Genomic DNA, 18,053 nt, shown 5'->3' on the forward strand with positions numbered 1-18,053 from the left:
TCGGGCCCCGCGAGGCAGCGTTCCCCAGCGCTGCCGTGCGGGGGCCAATTGCTGTGCGAGTGATTTCGGTTGGCCTGCCGCTCGGCCGGGACCGGCGCCCCAGCGCCGCAGCCCGGACGAACGGCAGGCCAACGCGTGACATCAGCTTGGGAAGCTAAGGTGATCTAAGGCTCGCTGCGCGGCTGACCTGCGGCGGAAGGGTGTTGGCGCCTGGCGGGCCCGTCCCTTGATTCTCCGGTATTCCCCGCGGTTCCCCGTACGATCTGGCACGCGTCTGGCACGACCTGTTCGTAACGAACTCTCGGCGAGTGCGTCTCTTCTTGAGTGAGGGCATGTACCTGTCCCATCCACGGATGCTGGGCCAATGCGACACAGGGCGTCCTGGGTGACCTTCACTCAGATCGGAACTCGACCCCACGTGATGGTGCCGGGGCCTAGGGGTGGCCGCGCGCCCAGGTCGGTAGTGACGTAGCGTCAGCGCATGGACTTCCGTATCACCGCTGAGGAGGAAGCGTTCGTCTTCCGGCTCGCGGAGCTCTTGGACGACGGCACGCAACCGCTGGAGACGCAGCTCGTCGAGGAGCTGGGCCCGGACATTCGGCAGCAGCTCGAAGGGCTCAAGGCGAAGGGCTGGATCCTCGTCCGCGAGGCTGCAGACGGAATGATGGTCGTCGATCTCACCGGGCCGGCGTGGAAGGCCGTCCGCAGCCGCCGCGACGTCGGCCGGTAACGGCCGTGGTGACGATAGAGATTCGCCTACGCGATCCCATAACGCCTGTGATCTTCGGCCTCGCCCGGTGTAGCGTCGCTACAAGTAGTCGTGGTTCCGAAGTCCGTTCGCCCGTGACACACGTCTCGGGCGTCCTTGCTGTTCAGCGCCTCTCCGGGCCAAGGCGATCACCTCCGGATCCCGCACGGTGCGCGATTCCGAATTTCCTTGAGGGAGACAGACATGGCCAGCGGCACCGTCAAGTGGTTCAACGCTGAAAAGGGCTTCGGTTTCATCGAGCAGGACGGCGGCGGCCCCGACGTCTTCGCCCACTACTCGAATATCGACGCCTCCGGCTTCCGCTCCCTGGAAGAGGGCCAGCGGGTCACGTTCGATGTCGGCCAGGGGCAGAAGGGCCCGCAGGCGGAGCACATCCGCCCCGAGTAACAACGCAATAGAGAGACCCCGGCCGGATGGTTACCGGTTGGGGTCTCTTGCTGCGCGGGTGAAAGGGGGACAAGCTGTTGCGCACCCCTGGCAGTGATCCGCCGCCCCGAACCCGCAAAGTCACAAGGGGACGTCGACCCGCTCCCCCACGGCGAGCACGTCCGCAGGCAGAGAGGTCTGGTGAGCTGGTCAGCCCACCATCGACGGCTTCTGACAGTCAGCGGCGGCTGCGGTGGTTGCTGTACTCCACTGCTGTACGGCAACGGCTCCGGAGGGCTCTGGCAGATCGAGCGAATTCGCTGGTGGCAGCCTAGGGGGGCCGAGAAGGAGACCGCGCTGTCCACGGATAGTCCACTGGGCTGCGTGGATGCTGCGAGCGCGACAGAGAGTGTCGGTGCCTCACCCGCGGCACCTAGAGTCGGTGTCCTAGAGAAGGGTATAGCAGCCTCTCAAGAGGCGTGTGTACCAGCGGTTTAGAGCCACTGCTCCTCCGCGAGTGGCGCATTATTCAACTGGTCACGAGTGCTACGCCAGTTCGGCGTGAACCTGTCCATCAACTTGGTGAAACGGTCGTCGTGATGGCGTTCCAGGTAATGCGCCATCTCATGGACGACGATGTACTCGAGGCAGGCTGGGGGTTTCTTGGCGAGCTCGACGTTGAACCAAACGTGCCCGGTCTCGCGGTTACACGAGCCCCACTTGGTCTTCATGCGCTTGATGCTCCAGCGCGGCACCGACACCTCGAGGACTGGTTCCCACTTTGCGATCAGGTCCGGGATCACGTGTCGAAGCTGCTCTCGATACCAACGGTCGAGCAGCTCCCGCCGCCGATCAGCGGTGGTGCCGGCCGGAACGTATAGCAGCAGTCGCTCACCGTCGAGCTCGACGTGGGCGCGTCCGGGGCGCTCAACGACCTTCATCCGGCGGCGAACGCCCCACACGTAGTGAGACTCGCCGGTGACCATCTCTCGCGTGGACTGGCGCGCGGCTGACTGGAGTTGCTCGCGCTGCTCTTTGATCCACGGCAGGCGCTGGATCACGGCTAGCCGCACCTGGTCATCGCCGAGCTGGTGCGGCGCCGCTACCCGAACGCGCCCAAGGGGTGGATAGACACCGATGTGCAGGTTCTTGATGTTCTTGTAAATGACGTCGATGCCGATGCCACGGACGGTGATATAGGCGTTAGCGGTACTCATGACGGGCCTTTAGCAGTTCAAGCAGTTCGTCGAGTCGATTAAAGTCGGCGGGCAACGCCTGAGCAAGCGCGCGCTTGACCTTCTTCTCCTTCATCGCGTTACCCACCCACGAATCAGGCTTGGTGTGGAGGATGGTGGTATCCACCACCGCGGCCAGCTCCGGCGCCTGATCGAAGAAGTCGATCAGGGCGCGGCGGGCACCGTTGTCGGCCCACTTCGGGTACTCGGTGTCCGATTCGCCCTTACCGAGGTTCGTCGCGTGCTCCAGGAGCTTTTCGAGGTACTCCTTGTAGTCCAGTGCGCCCTGCCGTCGTTCCTCAAGTATGGCGTCGAGTAGTTCCGACATGTTGTCGTAGTACTTCGGGTTCATCGGGCGCTCATCGATGATCACTTTGCGCATGTTGTTGGTGATCGTCTCCGCCATCGCTTCGGGGTCCTTCTTGATACCCGCGGGAAGCTTGTCGAGCGCGCCAGCCCCCATCTCGACGATCAATTGGATCAGCCCAGCTTCCTGGAAGTCGGATACCACTTCGGAGGGACTGGCGCTGATGTATGTGTCGAGCAGATGCCGCATGCCGGCCTCGTACTGCTTGAAGTCGACATTCTCGCCAGCACCAAGTTTCACCTCGTCGCGCACGTTGGCGTAGTGGGCGATCTCTTTCTTGATCGCTGCCGCGTCGGCGGCTTCCATCTCGTTGGCGAGATTGCCGTACGCGCGGGTCACGGCCGCGACAGCCTTGTAAAGCTCAACCCGCTTGGGCTCGTTGGCCTTGAGCTGCTCAGCGTTGCCCTGGTCGCGGGCGCAGAAGTACTGCTGGTACTGGAGGGTGTCCTTCGGCGGTGCGACCGGCTCACAGAGTGCCCGGATCTTCTCCAAAGCTTCATCGAGGTCCTCACGGGCCTTGTCGATCCGGTCTGACAGCAGCCCCTCGATATCCTTCTTCTCATAGCCTTCGAGCGCGCCACCGGTGTAGTCCGTGATCGCGGACTCAAGGGAGTTGAACAGGTCTCGGTAGTCGACGATGTAGCCGTAGTCCTTGTCCTCGCCATCAAGGCGGTTCACCCGGCAGATCGCCTGGAACAGGCCGTGGTCCCGCATCTTCTTGTCGATGTACAGGTACGTCGCGCTCGGGGCATCGAAGCCAGTCAAGAGCTTATCGACGACGATGAGCAGCCGCATCTGGCCCGGGTCCTTGATGAAACGTTCCTTGACCTCCCCCTCGAACTGCTCGGCCTTGCCCATTGCCTTGTCGGCAGGCTCGCTGAAGTGGTCGGCGAGCATCTGCCGGTAGATCTCGTACTGGCGGAGCCGCTCGGTGGCGCCGTGGCCGGAATCCTCCTTGGAGATGTCGCTGGCCTGTGGTGTGTAGGACGTGATGATGGCGCACTTGCCCTTGAACCCAGCCTGCGTGAACAGCTCGTAGAACTTGCACGCCTGGTAGATGCTCTGGCTGACGAGAATGGCATTACCGCGGCCGTCCGAGAGGCGCGGCTTGATCTCCATGTCGAGCAGAATGTCATTGACTATCTGTCGGGCGCGCGGCTCGGAGCTGACAACCTTCTGCATGGTGCCCCAGCGCTTCTTGAGCTCGGCGCGGGACAGGTCCGTCATGCCGCGCGTCTTGGCCTCAAACCACTGGTCGACCTTCGCCGGCGAGGTCAGGTCCTGGTCGATGTTGCGTGCCTCATAGCGCAGGTCCAGGACGACTCCATCAGCCACGCCCTCGTCGAACTGATAGGTGTGGATGAAACTGCCAAACTTTTCTTCGGTAGTGGCTTTGTCCTCCTTGAGTAGCGGCGTCCCGGTGAAGCCGATGAACATGGCCCCCGGCATGAGTGCCTTCATGGCGTCGTGCATCTTGCCCGACTGCGTACGGTGAGCCTCGTCGACAAAGACAAAGATGTTGCCCTTGGCGTGGAAGTCCTTGGGGACGGTCGCTTTCAGCTCACGAATGAACTCGCTCTCAGCCTCATCGCGGGCGGCCTCGTCTTCCGATCCGCGAAACTTATGGACCAGCGAGCAGATCAACCACTCCTCGCTCACATTCAATGTGGCGAGGAGGTCACCACCACTCTTGGTGCGATAGATGGACTCATTGACTCCCTGGAAGACCTTCTCAATCTGATCATCCAGTTCGGTCCGGTCAGTGATGAGGAGAACGCGAGAGTCCCGCTGGTTCTCGCGGATCCACTTGGCCAGCCACACCATCGTCAAGGACTTGCCGGAGCCCTGGGTGTGCCAGATGATGCCGCCCTCGCGCTTGGCGATGCGCTCCTGAGCAGCCTTGACGCCGAAGTACTGGTTGTGTCGACACGTCTTCTTCTGACCTGCGTCGAAGACCATAAAGTCGTGAACCAGCTCGAGCAGACGCTCCTTTGAGCAGAGCTGAGTTAAAGATCGATCGAGGGTGTCGGCGATACTGGACGGCTCACGCCACGCCAGCCAGTACTTCTCCGGCGTGTCGATGACGCTGTAGCGTAGCCCCTCCACGTCGTTGCCAGCCATGACGAGCTGCACCGTGCTGAAGAACGGCCGAATGAACTCGGGACGCTGGTTCCCGATGGTCTGTCGGATGCCTTCAGAGACGGCGACCTTCGACCGCTTGAGCTCTATCGTCCCGAGGGCAATGCCGTTGACATAGAGCACGATGTCCGGGCGCTTGGTGTGCTGCCCCAACACTGTTACTTCCTCCGCCAGGGCGAAGTGATTAGCTTCGGGATGCGCCCAGTCGACGAGCCATACCGTCTCCGTTTGCTCACCGACGCCGGGCTTGACCTTCACCCCGTACCGCAGCAAGCCATAAACGTCCCGATTCGCCTCATACAGATCACGGCCGCCACCGAGCGACGCGTCGCTCTTCAGCTTGTCGATCGCCTTGTTGATGAGGTTGTCATTGTAGTTCCGGGCGCGGAGATTCTGCGCGAGCAGCTCCATATCAACGTTAGAATTCGCCGCGCGATACTCCCAGTTACCGAGGTATTCGTAGCCCAAGACGTCTCGGAACAGATCGATGACGCGATCTTGAGTCTTGCGTTCGGGCTGGCCAACATTGCTCATGAGTCATTCCCCCTTGGCCGGAAGGCGGGTACGGCCCGTCAGCAGCTGTTGCAGCATGCCCTGCTTGATCGTCCAATTCTTGACGATACGGCGTTCGAGGGTGAAAATTTGATCGTCAAGATCCCATAGCACCTCTGCGATGCGCTCCTGCTCGTTACGATCATCCGGTAGGCGTACAGCGAGCCCTCGCACGATGTCCGTGTTGACGTTCATCTGCGACCCCGATTGCCCTGCCTCGCGAAGCGTCGCCTCCGATGCCTTGAGCAAATAGAGCAGGAACCGCTGGTCGGCCTTCAAGTTCTCGAGTGCGACGAAACCGTCGTGGATGCAAGTCGGTACTCCGGTGATAACAGGAATACCGACTGTCGCTGCGATGCTCATAATCAAGGTGCCGGCCTTGAGAAAGCGACTCCGTGCGATTCCATCGGGGGAAAGCGCCTGCGTCGTCACGCGAAGCGTGCGACCATCCGAGCGGCTTACATCTGCGATGCGTACCCAGCGAACATCACTGTTTGAGTCGAACCAACGACTGGATGCGATCGGACGCGGCGACGCCCCGCGAGAGATGGATGCGAGGGCCCCTAGGGTCGTAGAGGACCAGGTTTTGGTGAAACCAGGAAGGCGGGTCTTTCCGGTCAGCAGCTGCTGCATCAAGCCCTGCTTAATCGCTTGCTTTTTAGCTTTTGTCTTCTCGAGAGTCGCAATGAGATCGTCGGCATCCGATAGCGCCTCAGCGATCCGTCGCTGTTCGGCCGAACTGGATGGAATTAGTATCGGGAAGTCTCTGATGTCATTCGGGCTGATGTGCGGGATTGCAGTATGCGTTTTCCGATCATCGACATGTCGGGCGAAGGCGTGAGACCCGATCCATTGGTACAGGAGATTCTGGTCCACCATCGTTCCCCGCAGGCGTGCGACACGCTGGACGAGAAATGATGGCAGATCAGTACTCGTGATACGGGCAAAGCTTCTGCCTACCAAGGCGCCATCCATAGCGATTACAATGTCGCCTTCGCGGAGAATGAAAGCGCGCAGACTTGAATCATTGATGGGCCAGTATTTCGTGATCTCTGCAGACCAATCAAGGACGCCACGTTTTACGTTAGATCCGCGAATAAGCCGCACGCCGGCTTGAGAAAACTTGGTGCTTGCGAACGGGAAGCCTGTCAGGAAGGCTGCCGAGTTGCCAACGTTTGTCGCGATCCAGTCATCGGGAATACTCACCGCCCGACCCCCATATTGGCCAGGTGTCCAGCAACCTTTTCTTCAAGCCTCGTGAGGTCGGCGTGTAGATCGCTGATGGTCTCGGCGTAGCGTTGACCGAGTTGTTGGATACGTGAAACGAGGCCGAGTGTGAGACTGTTAACCTCGCCAGCGATGCCGTCACGGACAGTGGCATGCCACTTATCGTCGAGAACCAATTGCTTGATCTCAGGTTCGGTGAGGTCGCCGTACTTCTTGAGGGTTACGAGATCGAGGGCAGCCTGGGCTTCCTTGGCTGCTTTCTTGGTGACAGCCTCTTCGTTGTACAGCTTGATCAGGTGCTGCAGCGCCTTGAGCTCCTCCGCGTCAGCTCCCTCGTGCCGGGCCACCTTGAGCCGCGTCGAGGCAAGGGCCTTGGTGATCTTGCCGTCATCCATCGCCTCGGCTAGCCGGCCGTCTTCGACGGCGTGCTCCTCGGTGTACTCCTCAACGGCACGGCTGGCTTCCTCGGCCGCTGTGTGCAGTCTGTCCACCTCGGCCTGCTGGTCCACGAAGTACCGAGCAACGACAAGCGTCGGCGGGATGAGGTCCATCTTGTACTTAGTTTTCTGACGGCCGGTGCCAACCTCGAGGTCAGGATCCTCAGAGAGCTTGCGCTCCTTGTCCTCGATGGTCTTGCGGGGCTTCGCCGCCTCACACCACCCGTCGTTCATGACGAGGAAGACGTCGTCGTGCATGACGCCGTGCCAGTAGGTCATGAGCTGCTCGTAGACGTCGTACTCGTCGAGCAGCGGAGTGGTCTTAAAGCGAGCCAGTAGGTCGTCGCTGATCCGTGCGATCAGGTCCTTAGGGACGGTTTCCGCGCTGAGGGCCTGCAAGACCGGCCGGTGCGCGGCGAACCAGTCGTCGACCTGACCGCGGACCTCCAGGGTGAACTTTTGGAACTCGTCAGAGTCCAGGATGGCCTGCTGTACCTCAGCCACGCCGACGGCTAGATCGCTGTAGCCAGGGCGGTTCGGCTTGAAGAAAGTGGCACGAAGACTCGGGAATGCCTCCCAGTACCCGTTGAGTGCGTCCAGGTCGCGGTCCGGGATCCCGCCGTGAAGGTGAGCGTGAAGGTCCTGAATATCTTCCGGCTCGGAGGAGTCGATGTAGCGTGGGATATTAAGGTTGTAGTCATTCTTCGGCTCGGCGATCTCGTGCAGCGGCACCATGCGCGAGTAGCGCTCGATCGTGGTCTGCTTGTTGAAGACGTCGACGATCTTGTGAATGTCCTGGCTCCGGAGACGATTCTTATTGCCGTCCTTGATGAAGCCCTTGGAGGCGTCGATCATGAAGACGCCGGTGCGTGCCTGGGCGTTCTCCTTGTCGAGCACGATGATGCAGGCCGGAATGCCGGTGCCGTAGAAGAGGTTCGCGGGCAGGCCGATGATTCCCTTGATATAGCCGCGTCGCAGCAGCTCCCTACGAATGCTTGCCTCGGCGTGGCCGCGGAACAGCACACCGTGCGGCAGGATGACTGCGGCCTTGCCCGTGCTCTTGAGCGACTTGAGGATGTGCAGCAGGAAGGCATAGTCGCCGTTCTTCTCCGGCGGCCAGCCGTACTCGAAGCGGCTGTAGTCGTTCTCTAGGCCGTTGCTCCACGACTTGATGGAGAACGGCGGGTTGGCGACGGCGAAGTCGAAGGTTCGCAGCTGCTTCCCCGTAGTGAACTGCGGGTTGGTGATCGTGTCACCTTTAAGGATGTCCGCGTCCTCGTTGCCGTGGAGGATCATGTTCATCTTGGCCAGTGCCCAGGTGGCGTTGTCCTTCTCTTGGCCGTAGATGGTGATGCCACGCGGCGCCTCGTCAGCGACCTTGAGGAGCAGCGAGCCCGATCCACACGTGGGGTCGTAGACTGTGTGGTCTTGTCGGGTGCCCGCTCCGATACCGACGACTTTGGCGAGTACGCGTGAGACCTCGGCCGGGGTGTAGAACTGCCCCTTTGACTTGCCCGACTCCGTTGCGAAATGCCGCATCAGGTACTCGTAGGCGTCTCCAAGTAGGTCGTCGCCCTCAGCGCGGCTCCCTCGGAAGTCCAGGTCAGCGAAGATCGTCACCAGCTTGGAGAGGCGGTCCTGCATCTCCTTGCCCTTGCCGAGCTTCTCCTCGTCGTTGAAGTCGGCCAGGTCGATGACCTTTTCAAGTCCGTTGGCTTCGGCGAGCTTGCCGATGATCTTGTTGATCTTGTCGCCGATCTCCTTATCGCCCTTGAGGGCGACCATGTCATCGAAGGATCCGCCTGCGGGGACGTCGATCAAGGAGTTCGGGTCGGACTTGGCCTTGTCCGTCACGTACTTCACGAACAGCAGCGTCAGGATGTAGTCCTTGTACTGGCCGGCATCCATGCCGCCGCGCAGCTCGTCACAGCTCCGCCACAACGAGCTGTACAGGTCCGACTTCTTGAGAGCCACTACTACGCCACCGCCTTGCCTGCGTCGAGGTCGAAGCCTGGTCGCAATCCCGCGGCGAGGTGTACGTATGAACTGTCCATCCTGCGGCGTCCATCCTAAAAGTGCCATTGGGTGACCGTGTTGTCACCGTCCGCAATGCCTAAGTCGGGCGCCTCAACGATAGCGCCGGGTTCCAGCCTGGGTGCCGATACTGCCTGACGCTCCGGGGCTTGGTCGCCGTCAGGCAGTCGAACGCGGCAGTGAGGGGCACCGTCAGGGCGGCGGAGCGGCTTTGGGCTGGAGCTGCTTTGGGGCGAGTGATCTTGGCCCCGTAGGCTTCCGGCGTGTCGGGCAGTCTGTGGACCTGCCCGTTAAAGCACGACGCTGGGGCCATGATCTTCGAGGCTCGCGCCACAGATTCCGTGGCGCTCCGGAAAGAGCAGCGATGAGCGGGAGCAGCTCCTTCTACGCGCAGGATCCCTCCGCACGTACCTCGTGGCGGCTCGCCGTACTCATGGGCGCGAACTCCCGGACGTACAAGTTCGCGCTTGGCGCGGCGCTCCTCGACGCGGCAAGCCGAGGGCGAAGCGAGATCCCTCTCACTGAACTCGCGGAGCCATACGCGTTGGAGCTGGTGCGCCATCTTGGCGACGCTCCCCAAGCTCCGGAGAGCCTCACCCTGCGCGACACGGACTTCCTCGTGATTGCCAAGGAGGAGCGTGCCGAGACGCTGGCGACTGGGCAGCCGACCGAACGCCTGCTTGCGGCCGCGGCCAGGTCCATGCCGGCCATGGTCATGCAGAAGTTCCACAATCTACGGGGCGGCACTCAGCTGCCTCACCGCTTCTTCGAACTGACGGGCGATGCTCGGCAGCGCTTGGTTCGCCTGACGCCCGAGGTTCTGCGTGTCGCGCGGTCTGAGCAGGCGGCTGGCCTGTGCGCGGAACTCGACGCTCGGTGGAGCATCGTCGAAAGCTCCTTTGCCGCCGGCGTGGGACGCAGCCTCATGGAGGACGGCGTAGCGGTCGACTGGAAGTCGCTCAGGCTCACCGACAAGAAGCGACGCCGCTCCGTGGCCAAGGTCGGGACGCGCTCATTCCCTTCCAGCACGGTCGCTGCATCATCTGTGATGGCGTTGTCGCACCCAGTGAGGCGGTGGCGGTTGATCACGTCTTCCCCTTCGCCCTCATGCAGCGTCAGCACAGCGTGAGGGCCTGGGTCGGGCCCGACCTGGACGCGTTGTGGAACCTCGCTCCCGCCCATGCCACCTGCAACGGTGGCAAGAGCGACCGCCTGCCCTTCCCCGTGGAGGTGCACCGTCTGGCCCTGCGCAACGAAGCGATCATGGACTCCCCGCACCCGCTGAAGAGGACCCTTCAGCTGAGCCTCCAGAAGGCACTCGGCGGCCGCCGACGCGCGTCCTGGCCTGAGTCCCTCCAAGCCATCTGTGACCTCGCCATCTGAGCCCGGACCGCACAGTCTGCCCCTACTTGTGCGCTTCGACGACAACGAGCCTGTCTTCAAGCGGAGCAAGTGGGGGACGAGCGGTTACGAGTACAATCCGCGCAACCCCATAGGCTTCGCCTTGAGCGTGCTGACCATGGGCTTCGCTGTGGTGATGTTGCTTCTGATGCACAACCACGTAGGGCGATTTGCGTCGCCGGACATGCAGTGGAGCCCGGCGGGGGACATGTAACGGTGGGCGCCGCCAGCAGAGGATCCACCGGGTTCACCCCCGTCGGAGTCGGTGGATTCGCCAGGGCCGTGAAGGTCTGCCCGGGTGGTGAGGGGATCCCTTGAGCGGATGGCTACGTTCATCATGCGCTGGCAGGGCTGCCCGAACAGCGGCGTAGCAGAGCTACTTCCAAGGCCGAGGTCAGCGCCGATGCCATTCCGTACCAGCCATTCGCGAGACGCCCCTGCCCCGATCCTGGTGCAACAAGGACCTAGACGGAGGGAGCGGCGTAGCTGTGACGTACGGCATGGTCACTTTCCGGTCAGTCGTGTGTCGGGGCGGCGTCAAAAATCCGTGACTAGGCAAGATCACGAGTATCGTGCCTGGGTTGCTTCTGTTACGGATGGAGATGGCAGGGGCACCACAAGCGAGTGGCTGAGGGGCTGACTGCACGGGGGAGGACTCGGTGGCCGACAATACGGAGGACCCGCAGGCTACTGCCGCTGCGCTGGTATCGGCAGCTGACGCGCTTGCCGCGTCCGGCATCGGGCCGATCGCAGGTGTCGGTGCCGCCATGGCCCAGCAACTGCGGGTCGAGGGCGAGACGCTGACGACCTTCAAGAACCGGGTGAACGACCTTCTGACCCGGTTGGATAAATCCAAGGCCGCGCCACACAGGATCGCGGACGGTGCCATGCCGACGGGACGGTTGGGCAACTTCGACGAAGCCCACGCTCTCCACGGCGCCTACACCCAAGTACATTCCCAGCTGGAGAACCTGTCCAAGATGCTGGCGCTGCAGATCGAAGGGCTGATGGTCACGGTCGACGCGTCGAAGGCCAACTACCACAATCTCGACGACGACGTTCGCGATCGCCTGCACCGCATCCGTGTCGAGGCCAACAAGCTGGCTGTCGATCAGGCGCGGCTGGGAGCAGAGGGACACGCCGGCGGCGGGGCAGGCGGAGCCGGCAACAGCAGGCACGGGGCAGCGCCGGACTCGAAGGCAGGTGACCTGTGACTTCCGTGGTGATGAGACAGTGCGACGGGATGGTCTCGACAGGGAAGACGGTGTGGCTCCATGTCTGACTTTGCCAGCCGCATGTGGGAGACGATCAGGCAGGAGCGGTTCCTGGTCCAAGACCCCGAACAGCTGTGGGCCATGGTCGAGTCGGCCGACGGGCCGACGGCCAGCGGGCTCGGTGAGCTGCTGACGGAGGCTGCCAAGACGATCAAGGAGATTGGCGGCGATCTTCAGACCCACAGCATGGCGGTCGAGTGGGAAGGAGCGGGCGGCGAGGCGTTCCGGACCTGGTGTTACCAAGCGGCGCTGACCACACTGAGCCTGGGCGATTACAGCGAGAACGCGGGCAAGTGGCTGGGCCACGCGGCGGACACGCTGCACGAGGTCAAGCCGCAGATTGAGACGCTGCGGAACCAGAATGTCAGCGCGCGCTCGGTGCTTGACGCCCATGCGGCGAAGGCGACGGATGTCGGCAGCCACGACCGCGGTCCCTCGGACTCCGCGGTGACGAAGGCCAAGACGCAGTACGCCAACTCCCGCGCCGAGGCCGGCGGTCTCATGATGAAGCTTGCCCAGTCGTACACGGCTTCGACGGAGCAGATCACCGCCCTGGAGGCGCCGAAGTTTCCGGAGTTGCCCAAGCAATTCGTGCCAGCCACCTTCTACGGCACCACCGCCGTCGACCTTCCCTCCGGTCAAGGGCCCGCAGCCCAGGGCGCGGCCACGCTCCGGGCTGCCCAAGGCGTGGCTACGCCAGAGAGAGCATCTGGACACAAAGCGACGGCGGGAGCAAGCTCAGGTGGCACGAGTGCGGCACCACAACCGGCTGTGCGACACCATGCGACGGATGTGCCCGACACGCTGCCGCGCCACGTGCCAGACCCAACGAACACGGCGATCGACAGCGTAAAAACTCTGCCGTCCTCTCCAGTAACTCCGTCTTCTCCTTCGACGCCGCCAGTCGGACCAAACGGGCCTGACCCCCAGAAGCCGTCGGCAACCGGTCCACTCCCGCTCTCCTTCGGGGCAGGAACGACGCTGCCGCCTGGTGTCCGGGGAGGCGGTGAACGGCCCGTGTACGGGGGCCGGGGCCCACTGGCCACGCCGTCCGGACCGGGCACTTCCACAAGTCCGCGTATCCCGGGACGCGGCCTCTCAGGCCCCTTCGGCCCTGGGGTGATCGGTGGTCAGCCCGGTGCCGGGCGTGGGCCGATTGGCTCCCCTTCGGCCAGAGCGGTCAACGGCGTCACCGGCGGTCGCCCCGTCTCGCCGTCGGTAGGACGGCCTGCCGGTGCAATTCCGCGGGGCACCGTCGTCGGCGGCACTCCGAACCAGGAACAACCTCCCAGAGGCCGTGGCGGCGTGCCGGGTCGCCCTTCTGCAGGTGCCACGCCGGCCCGTGGCAACAACCGCACGGCGGAGGGCGAGGGCTCGGCGAGGGGGCGCATGCCTGCCCCGTCCAACGGCATCGTCGGGGGACAGCCCAGACCATCCCGAGACCGCGGACGGGCAGGGATCACCTCGCGAGGCGTCCGGCTGACGAGCGAGGCTGCCACAGAGGAGCAAATGCCGCGACGTGGCGGACCATCCCTGGGTGCCTCCAAACCTGCCACGAACCGCGATGACCGCTCCGCGCGCGACAGGCGCTCTGGCAGCCGAGCGACCGGCCGGGCTGAGGCCAGGGATGACCAGGCAGAGGAGAGGGAAAGCCGACCGGCCCCGCCGCCCCTGCCCAAGGGGCCCGACGGAGACATAGGACGAGAAGGATGACCATGCGCAGCCGCAGCAAGCAGGCCAGATGGCGTGGGCGGGCCGTGTCCGCAGCCTTCGGGATCCTGCTGGCGAGCTTGGCCGCCACTCCCGCGCACGCCGATACCATCCGCGAGCGGCAGTGGTACCTCGATGCCATGCACGCCGAGCAGATGTGGAAGACCAGCACGGGCAAGGGCATCACGGTGGCCGTGATCGACACTGGCGTGCAGGCCGACATTCCAGACCTGCGCGGCCAGGTTGTCGCGGGCAAGGACTTCTCCAAGCGGGCCGGTGACGAACGTACGGACTACGACGGTCACGGCACTGGCATGGCTGTCCTCATTGCTGGCACTGGCGGAAGAGGTGCCACCACGGGCTCGTACGGTCTGGCCCCAGGCGCGAAGATCATGCCAATCCGCATTGCGGGCTTCATCGAGCGCAACCGCACCGACGGCGATCAGGATGATTTCCCCACGAGCGTTGCGAAGGCCATCCGGTTTGCGGCCGATTCGGACGCCCAGATCATCAACATCTCGCAGGGGAGTACCGAAAACTCTCGGGAGCTGACGGAGGCCGTCGCCTATGCGCTGTCCAAGGGAAAGTTGATCTTCGCAGCTGTGGGCAATGACGGCGACACCGTCAACGAAGTCAATTATCCGGCGGCTACTCCAGGAGTGGTGGGTGTCGGGGCGATCGACAGAAACGTCAAGGCGACGAAGGAGTCCGAGCACGGCTCCCAAGTGGACGTGGTCGCGCCGGGCGATGACGTCATCTCCGCCTGCCTCGAAAGCAAGAGCGGCGTCTGCGACTCGCACGGTACCAGCGACGCCAGCGCCCTAGCCTCCGCCTCTGCCGCGCTGATCTGGTCCAAGCACCCGAACTGGACCAACAACCAGGTCCTGCGGGTCATGCTCAACACCGCCAGCAAGCCAACGAGCGGCAAGGAGCGCACCGACTACATCGGCTACGGCGCCGTCCGCCCCCGCATCGCGCTGACCAACCCCGGCGACCCCGGTCCGGCCGACGTGTACCCGCTGCCCGACTTCAAGCAAGCGGTGTCCAAGGCACCTAACGGGTCGGCCACGGCCTCGGCGAAGGATGGCAGCAGCCCGTCGCCGGCAGCATCTGCATCTGGGAGCGGCGGCTCTGCACTGCCATGGATTCTCGGGGGTGCGGGAGTTGTCGTGGTTGCAGGTGCGGCTCTGGCCGCTGGGGCGGTACGCAGGCGCCGACGTGCAGCGGCGGTAGCCCAGGCGCAGGTGGCTATGCCACCTGGGCCGGGGCAGACGCTGTGGTACGGAGACAGCAACTACGGGGGGAGGCCTTGAGATGGCATGGGACGAGTGGGAGCAGCTGAAGGCCGACGCGCTGGCCCGTCGGCAGAACGGGATGCAGCTGGACAGCGCTGCGGGTGCGACAGGAGGCGGCGCCGCGGGCGCCCCTGATCTGAAGACGAACAAGGTGGGGAACGACACCGCCGTCAAGGCCTTGCAGGGTGAGATACCGCAAGACACGGACAAGACCGGCAGCCACGCCGACGAGTCCACAGCCACGGCCGTGCGGGAGTTCAGCGGCTGGCAGACCGGCTCCGGGCTGAAGGATGCCCACACGGAGTGGGAGTTGCAGGTCAAGAACCTGAAGGGTCGCCTGGGGCAGGACAAGGCGGCGCTGGAGGGCAGCCATCAGCATCTCCAGTACGTCGACTACGGAGTTGGCAGCCGGGCGGCGCAGATCAAGGCCGGGCCCCACCAGGGGCGCGAGGTCTAGGAAACCGGGCAAACGGGGACGGGGGAAAGGACGGGCATGCTCAGCTATCAGGACGTGGTCACCGTCAAACTCGGCACGCTGATGACGGCGGCCACTGACTGGGAGGACATGGCCGGCGGCTTCGAGGAACTGGAGACCCTCTACGCCGCGAAGGTGGAGTCGGCCGCAACCGAGGGCACGTCAGGTCTCACCGCGGCGGCCAGGGCCGCGCAATTGGAGGCCACTCGCGAGCAGTTCAAGGACGCGCAGACAGAAGCACGCGCCATCGCCTCGATCCTGCGGGAAGCACATCTGCAGTTCTCCAAACTGATCGGCCACGTGCACGATGTCGTCGACCAGGTGAAGGCGGACCATATGTCCGTCAACAGCCAGGGCGAGGCGGTTTACGACTTCCGCAAGCTCACCCCCATGCGACACGACGAGGACTACCCCAAGTACGTGTCCCGGGCGAAGGACGCCGAGGCGGCCTGGACGAAGAAGATCAAGGATGCTGTGCAGGCGGTGGACGATGCCGACGAGGGTGTCAAACACGCTCTCTACGAGGCGGCCGGCATCAAGAGCTGGATCCAGCGTGCCCTGGACCCCTTCAATGGGATGAGTCACACGTTCAATGGCTCGGCGGTCGGTGACATCGAGGTGTACGAGGCCCGCGAGGCCAAGGGGTACGCGAACGTGATTCTGGCCGGCGACAAGCTGGACGGTGACGACCTGAAGGAGTGGCAGCGCCTGATGCGCGAAAACTCCCATGACAAGGTCTTCAGTCAGACCCTCCTCAACTCCCTCGGTGCAGATAAGACCCTCAAGCTCACCAACAAGATCGACGACCTGGCGTACTACGACGACACGAAGGACAAGAACGCATACCTGCAGATCAACGGAGGCCTGGCCGACTCGCTGGCGACCGCCACCCGCGTCCCGGACTTCAAGGACGCCAACGGCAAACACCTGCCCTTCGGTTCAAAGGGGTACAACGACGCCTTCGACAACTGGCTGAGGACCGACGACGCCCAGTTCTATATCAAATGGGGCAACGACCTAAGGGAACATGGCGTCGACAAGTACGACCTCAAGGTCGCCGGGGAAAAGATCCAGATGGTCACCAAGGGCCATGGCCAGCAGGTGCGTGGCTACCAGAGCCTGGTCACGCTGATGCAGCAGGGACATGGCTACTCCCCGCAGTTCCTCGCCGACGTCACCGACGGCGCAATTGCCACTGAGAAGGACCACCCGAACATCTGGGACCTCTACGGCAGCTTCAGCGACAAGAGTGGCGACGGCTGGTTCGCCAATGACCCGGTTGACGGTGCCCTGGGCATCATGGGCCGTGACCCGGAGGCAGCCGCCGGCTATCTCGACCCGCACGCGGGCGGCACCGACGACCGCCTCCACTACCTCCTCAAGGACCGAGACTGGAAGGTCGTCAACACCACTGACTGGCAGGGAAACCGGGAAATCGACACGTCCGATGTACAGGACACGGACGATCGCAGGGGACTAGGCGACGCCCTGACCGCGGCAGCCACAGGTATCGACCCGCACGGGTCCCGCCCGGTGGCACCGACGTCGCACACGGACGCAAACAACAGGGTGTTCGTGCACGCGCTGGATATCCTGTCCCAGCAGGGAGACGACATGCCGTCGTCTCTGCGCGATGACATGGCGAAGATCATGGCTAATCACGGTCACGAGACCTATGTGGCGATGAGCGACCCGAGCGGCAGGCGCCATCCCGATGTCGGCCCCACGCTGGATCAGAAGCAGGTCATGGAAATAACCAAGCAGATCTCCCGAAGCCAGAATTCTTATGGTCTGCTACATGAGGGTATGAACTACGCCATCATGGACGACATCCATGACAAGTCGCGACGGCCGGAGGACACCCTCAGTTCGGCCGGATACGCCGTCGGGTTCATGGAGGATGGCAGGTACGCCGCACTCAAGGATAATCAACACGACTATACCTGGGACAAGGCGTGGAGCTATCACGCCTTGGGAGGGGCGCTGAACTTCATCCCGGTTTACGGAGATGCCGCCCAGCGTGGAGCGGACGTGCTCACCAGCGCCTGGATCATGGATGAGCAAAAGCACCAGGCCGACAAGCTGACGAGCGATAGCCAGCAGACCTACTACCTGCGTCGGAATCAGCTCAACTCCATCGCTGACCAATGGTACTCAGCCAACTCCGACTGGGCGTCCAGTCACCCCGGATATTCGCACAACGATGGCGTTTACAAGCAAATCGAAGGCTGGGCCAATGACGGCGGTGCCCAGTTCCGTGGGATGGCGGGAATTCATTGATGGCGAAAGCGTGGCACACTGCGCAATTGGCCTTTTGTGGGGCTATTGTACTCATGGTGGCAGGTTGCAGCAAAACGCAACCTAGCATTCCAGCCAATTTCTGTAACGTCCCCGTCGATAATTCGGCCCTAGCGCCGCTTGTTCCCGATGGAGACAGTCTGAAGCAGAAATACACGCCCTTCGAGTCACGCCCCGGAGCACAGTGTGACCTGAGCGTGGACGGCCGTGGTGTCCTGTCCGTCGCTGTGCACCGATGGGATCGGGCGCCGGACCCGACAGACTGGAATAAAGTGGGATCGCCGTACAAGTATGCTGCCCAGCGAAAAGTCGTATTCCCGGGGCATGCGTCGATCGGAAGTGACCGCGCCGTGGTCGAGGCAACGTGTAACACCAAGACCGCATACGTGTCCGTTGTGGTGGACTTCTGGGGCGAACGCGTCGAGGATACTCCCACCGGCTACAAGAAACTCCAACGCTTTGTCAACGACTTCG

General features: G+C 63.1%; 12 protein-coding genes. 8 read left to right on the top strand and 4 right to left on the bottom strand.

Annotated elements, in window-relative coordinates:
- The first annotated feature begins 481 nt into the window (after window positions 1-481).
- The gene (locus GQF42_RS34940) at window positions 482-730 is read left to right on the top strand and encodes a hypothetical protein (RefSeq protein ID WP_158926648.1); all 249 of its coding nucleotides are present in this window, start codon (window positions 482-484) and stop codon (window positions 728-730) included.
- Window positions 731-952: 222 nt separating this feature from the next.
- Window positions 953-1,156: a cold-shock protein gene (locus GQF42_RS34945; RefSeq protein ID WP_141360305.1), complete on the top strand. Its 204-nt coding sequence runs from the start codon at window positions 953-955 to the stop codon at window positions 1,154-1,156.
- Window positions 1,157-1,629: 473 nt separating this feature from the next.
- Here GQF42_RS34945 and GQF42_RS34950 read toward each other — a convergent pair whose 3' ends face one another.
- Genes GQF42_RS34950 through GQF42_RS34965 form a run of 4 tightly spaced genes read right to left on the bottom strand, consistent with a single transcriptional unit; the run spans window position 1,630 to window position 9,066 of the window.
- The gene (locus GQF42_RS34950) at window positions 1,630-2,352 is read right to left on the bottom strand and encodes a M48 family metallopeptidase (protein ID WP_158926650.1); all 723 of its coding nucleotides are present in this window, start codon (window positions 2,350-2,352) and stop codon (window positions 1,630-1,632) included.
- Window positions 2,339-5,410, bottom strand: coding sequence for a type I restriction endonuclease subunit R (locus tag GQF42_RS34955; RefSeq protein WP_158926652.1), 3,072 nt, complete (start codon window positions 5,408-5,410; stop codon window positions 2,339-2,341). The genes GQF42_RS34950 and GQF42_RS34955 overlap by 14 nt, the downstream gene beginning before the upstream one ends.
- 3 nt (window positions 5,411-5,413) lie before the next feature.
- Window positions 5,414-6,634, bottom strand: a complete 1,221-nt coding sequence (locus tag GQF42_RS34960) for a restriction endonuclease subunit S (RefSeq protein WP_158926654.1) — start codon at window positions 6,632-6,634, stop codon at window positions 5,414-5,416.
- Window positions 6,631-9,066: a type I restriction-modification system subunit M gene (locus GQF42_RS34965; RefSeq protein ID WP_199272902.1), complete on the bottom strand. Its 2,436-nt coding sequence runs from the start codon at window positions 9,064-9,066 to the stop codon at window positions 6,631-6,633. The genes GQF42_RS34960 and GQF42_RS34965 overlap by 4 nt, the downstream gene beginning before the upstream one ends.
- A 424-nt stretch (window positions 9,067-9,490) precedes the next feature.
- Between GQF42_RS34965 and GQF42_RS34970 the strand changes: the two genes are divergently transcribed.
- From GQF42_RS34970 to GQF42_RS34990, 6 genes are all read left to right on the top strand, one after another.
- On the top strand, window positions 9,491-10,255 hold the full coding sequence (locus GQF42_RS34970; RefSeq protein ID WP_233273562.1) for a hypothetical protein: 765 nt from the start codon (window positions 9,491-9,493) through the stop codon (window positions 10,253-10,255).
- On the top strand, window positions 10,234-10,509 hold the full coding sequence (locus GQF42_RS46240) for an HNH endonuclease family protein (protein ID WP_233273563.1): 276 nt from the start codon (window positions 10,234-10,236) through the stop codon (window positions 10,507-10,509). The genes GQF42_RS34970 and GQF42_RS46240 overlap by 22 nt, the downstream gene beginning before the upstream one ends.
- A 677-nt stretch (window positions 10,510-11,186) precedes the next feature.
- Window positions 11,187-11,741: a hypothetical protein gene (locus tag GQF42_RS34975; protein WP_158926658.1), complete on the top strand. Its 555-nt coding sequence runs from the start codon at window positions 11,187-11,189 to the stop codon at window positions 11,739-11,741.
- Window positions 11,742-13,510: 1,769 nt separating this feature from the next.
- Complete coding sequence (gene mycP, locus GQF42_RS34980) at window positions 13,511-14,824, top strand: type VII secretion-associated serine protease mycosin (protein ID WP_233273564.1); 1,314 nt, start codon at window positions 13,511-13,513, stop codon at window positions 14,822-14,824.
- Between the two features lies 1 nt (window position 14,825).
- Window positions 14,826-15,263 carry a hypothetical protein gene (locus tag GQF42_RS34985; RefSeq protein ID WP_158926660.1) on the top strand — a complete coding sequence of 146 codons (438 nt, stop codon included), beginning with the start codon at window positions 14,826-14,828 and terminating at the stop codon, window positions 15,261-15,263.
- 36 nt (window positions 15,264-15,299) lie between these two features.
- The gene (locus GQF42_RS34990) at window positions 15,300-17,561 is read left to right on the top strand and encodes a hypothetical protein (protein ID WP_158926662.1); all 2,262 of its coding nucleotides are present in this window, start codon (window positions 15,300-15,302) and stop codon (window positions 17,559-17,561) included.
- Window positions 17,562-18,053: the final 492 nt, after the last annotated feature.

It is taken from the genome of Streptomyces broussonetiae (genome assembly GCF_009796285.1).
Lineage (GTDB): Bacteria > Actinomycetota > Actinomycetes > Streptomycetales > Streptomycetaceae > Streptomyces > Streptomyces broussonetiae.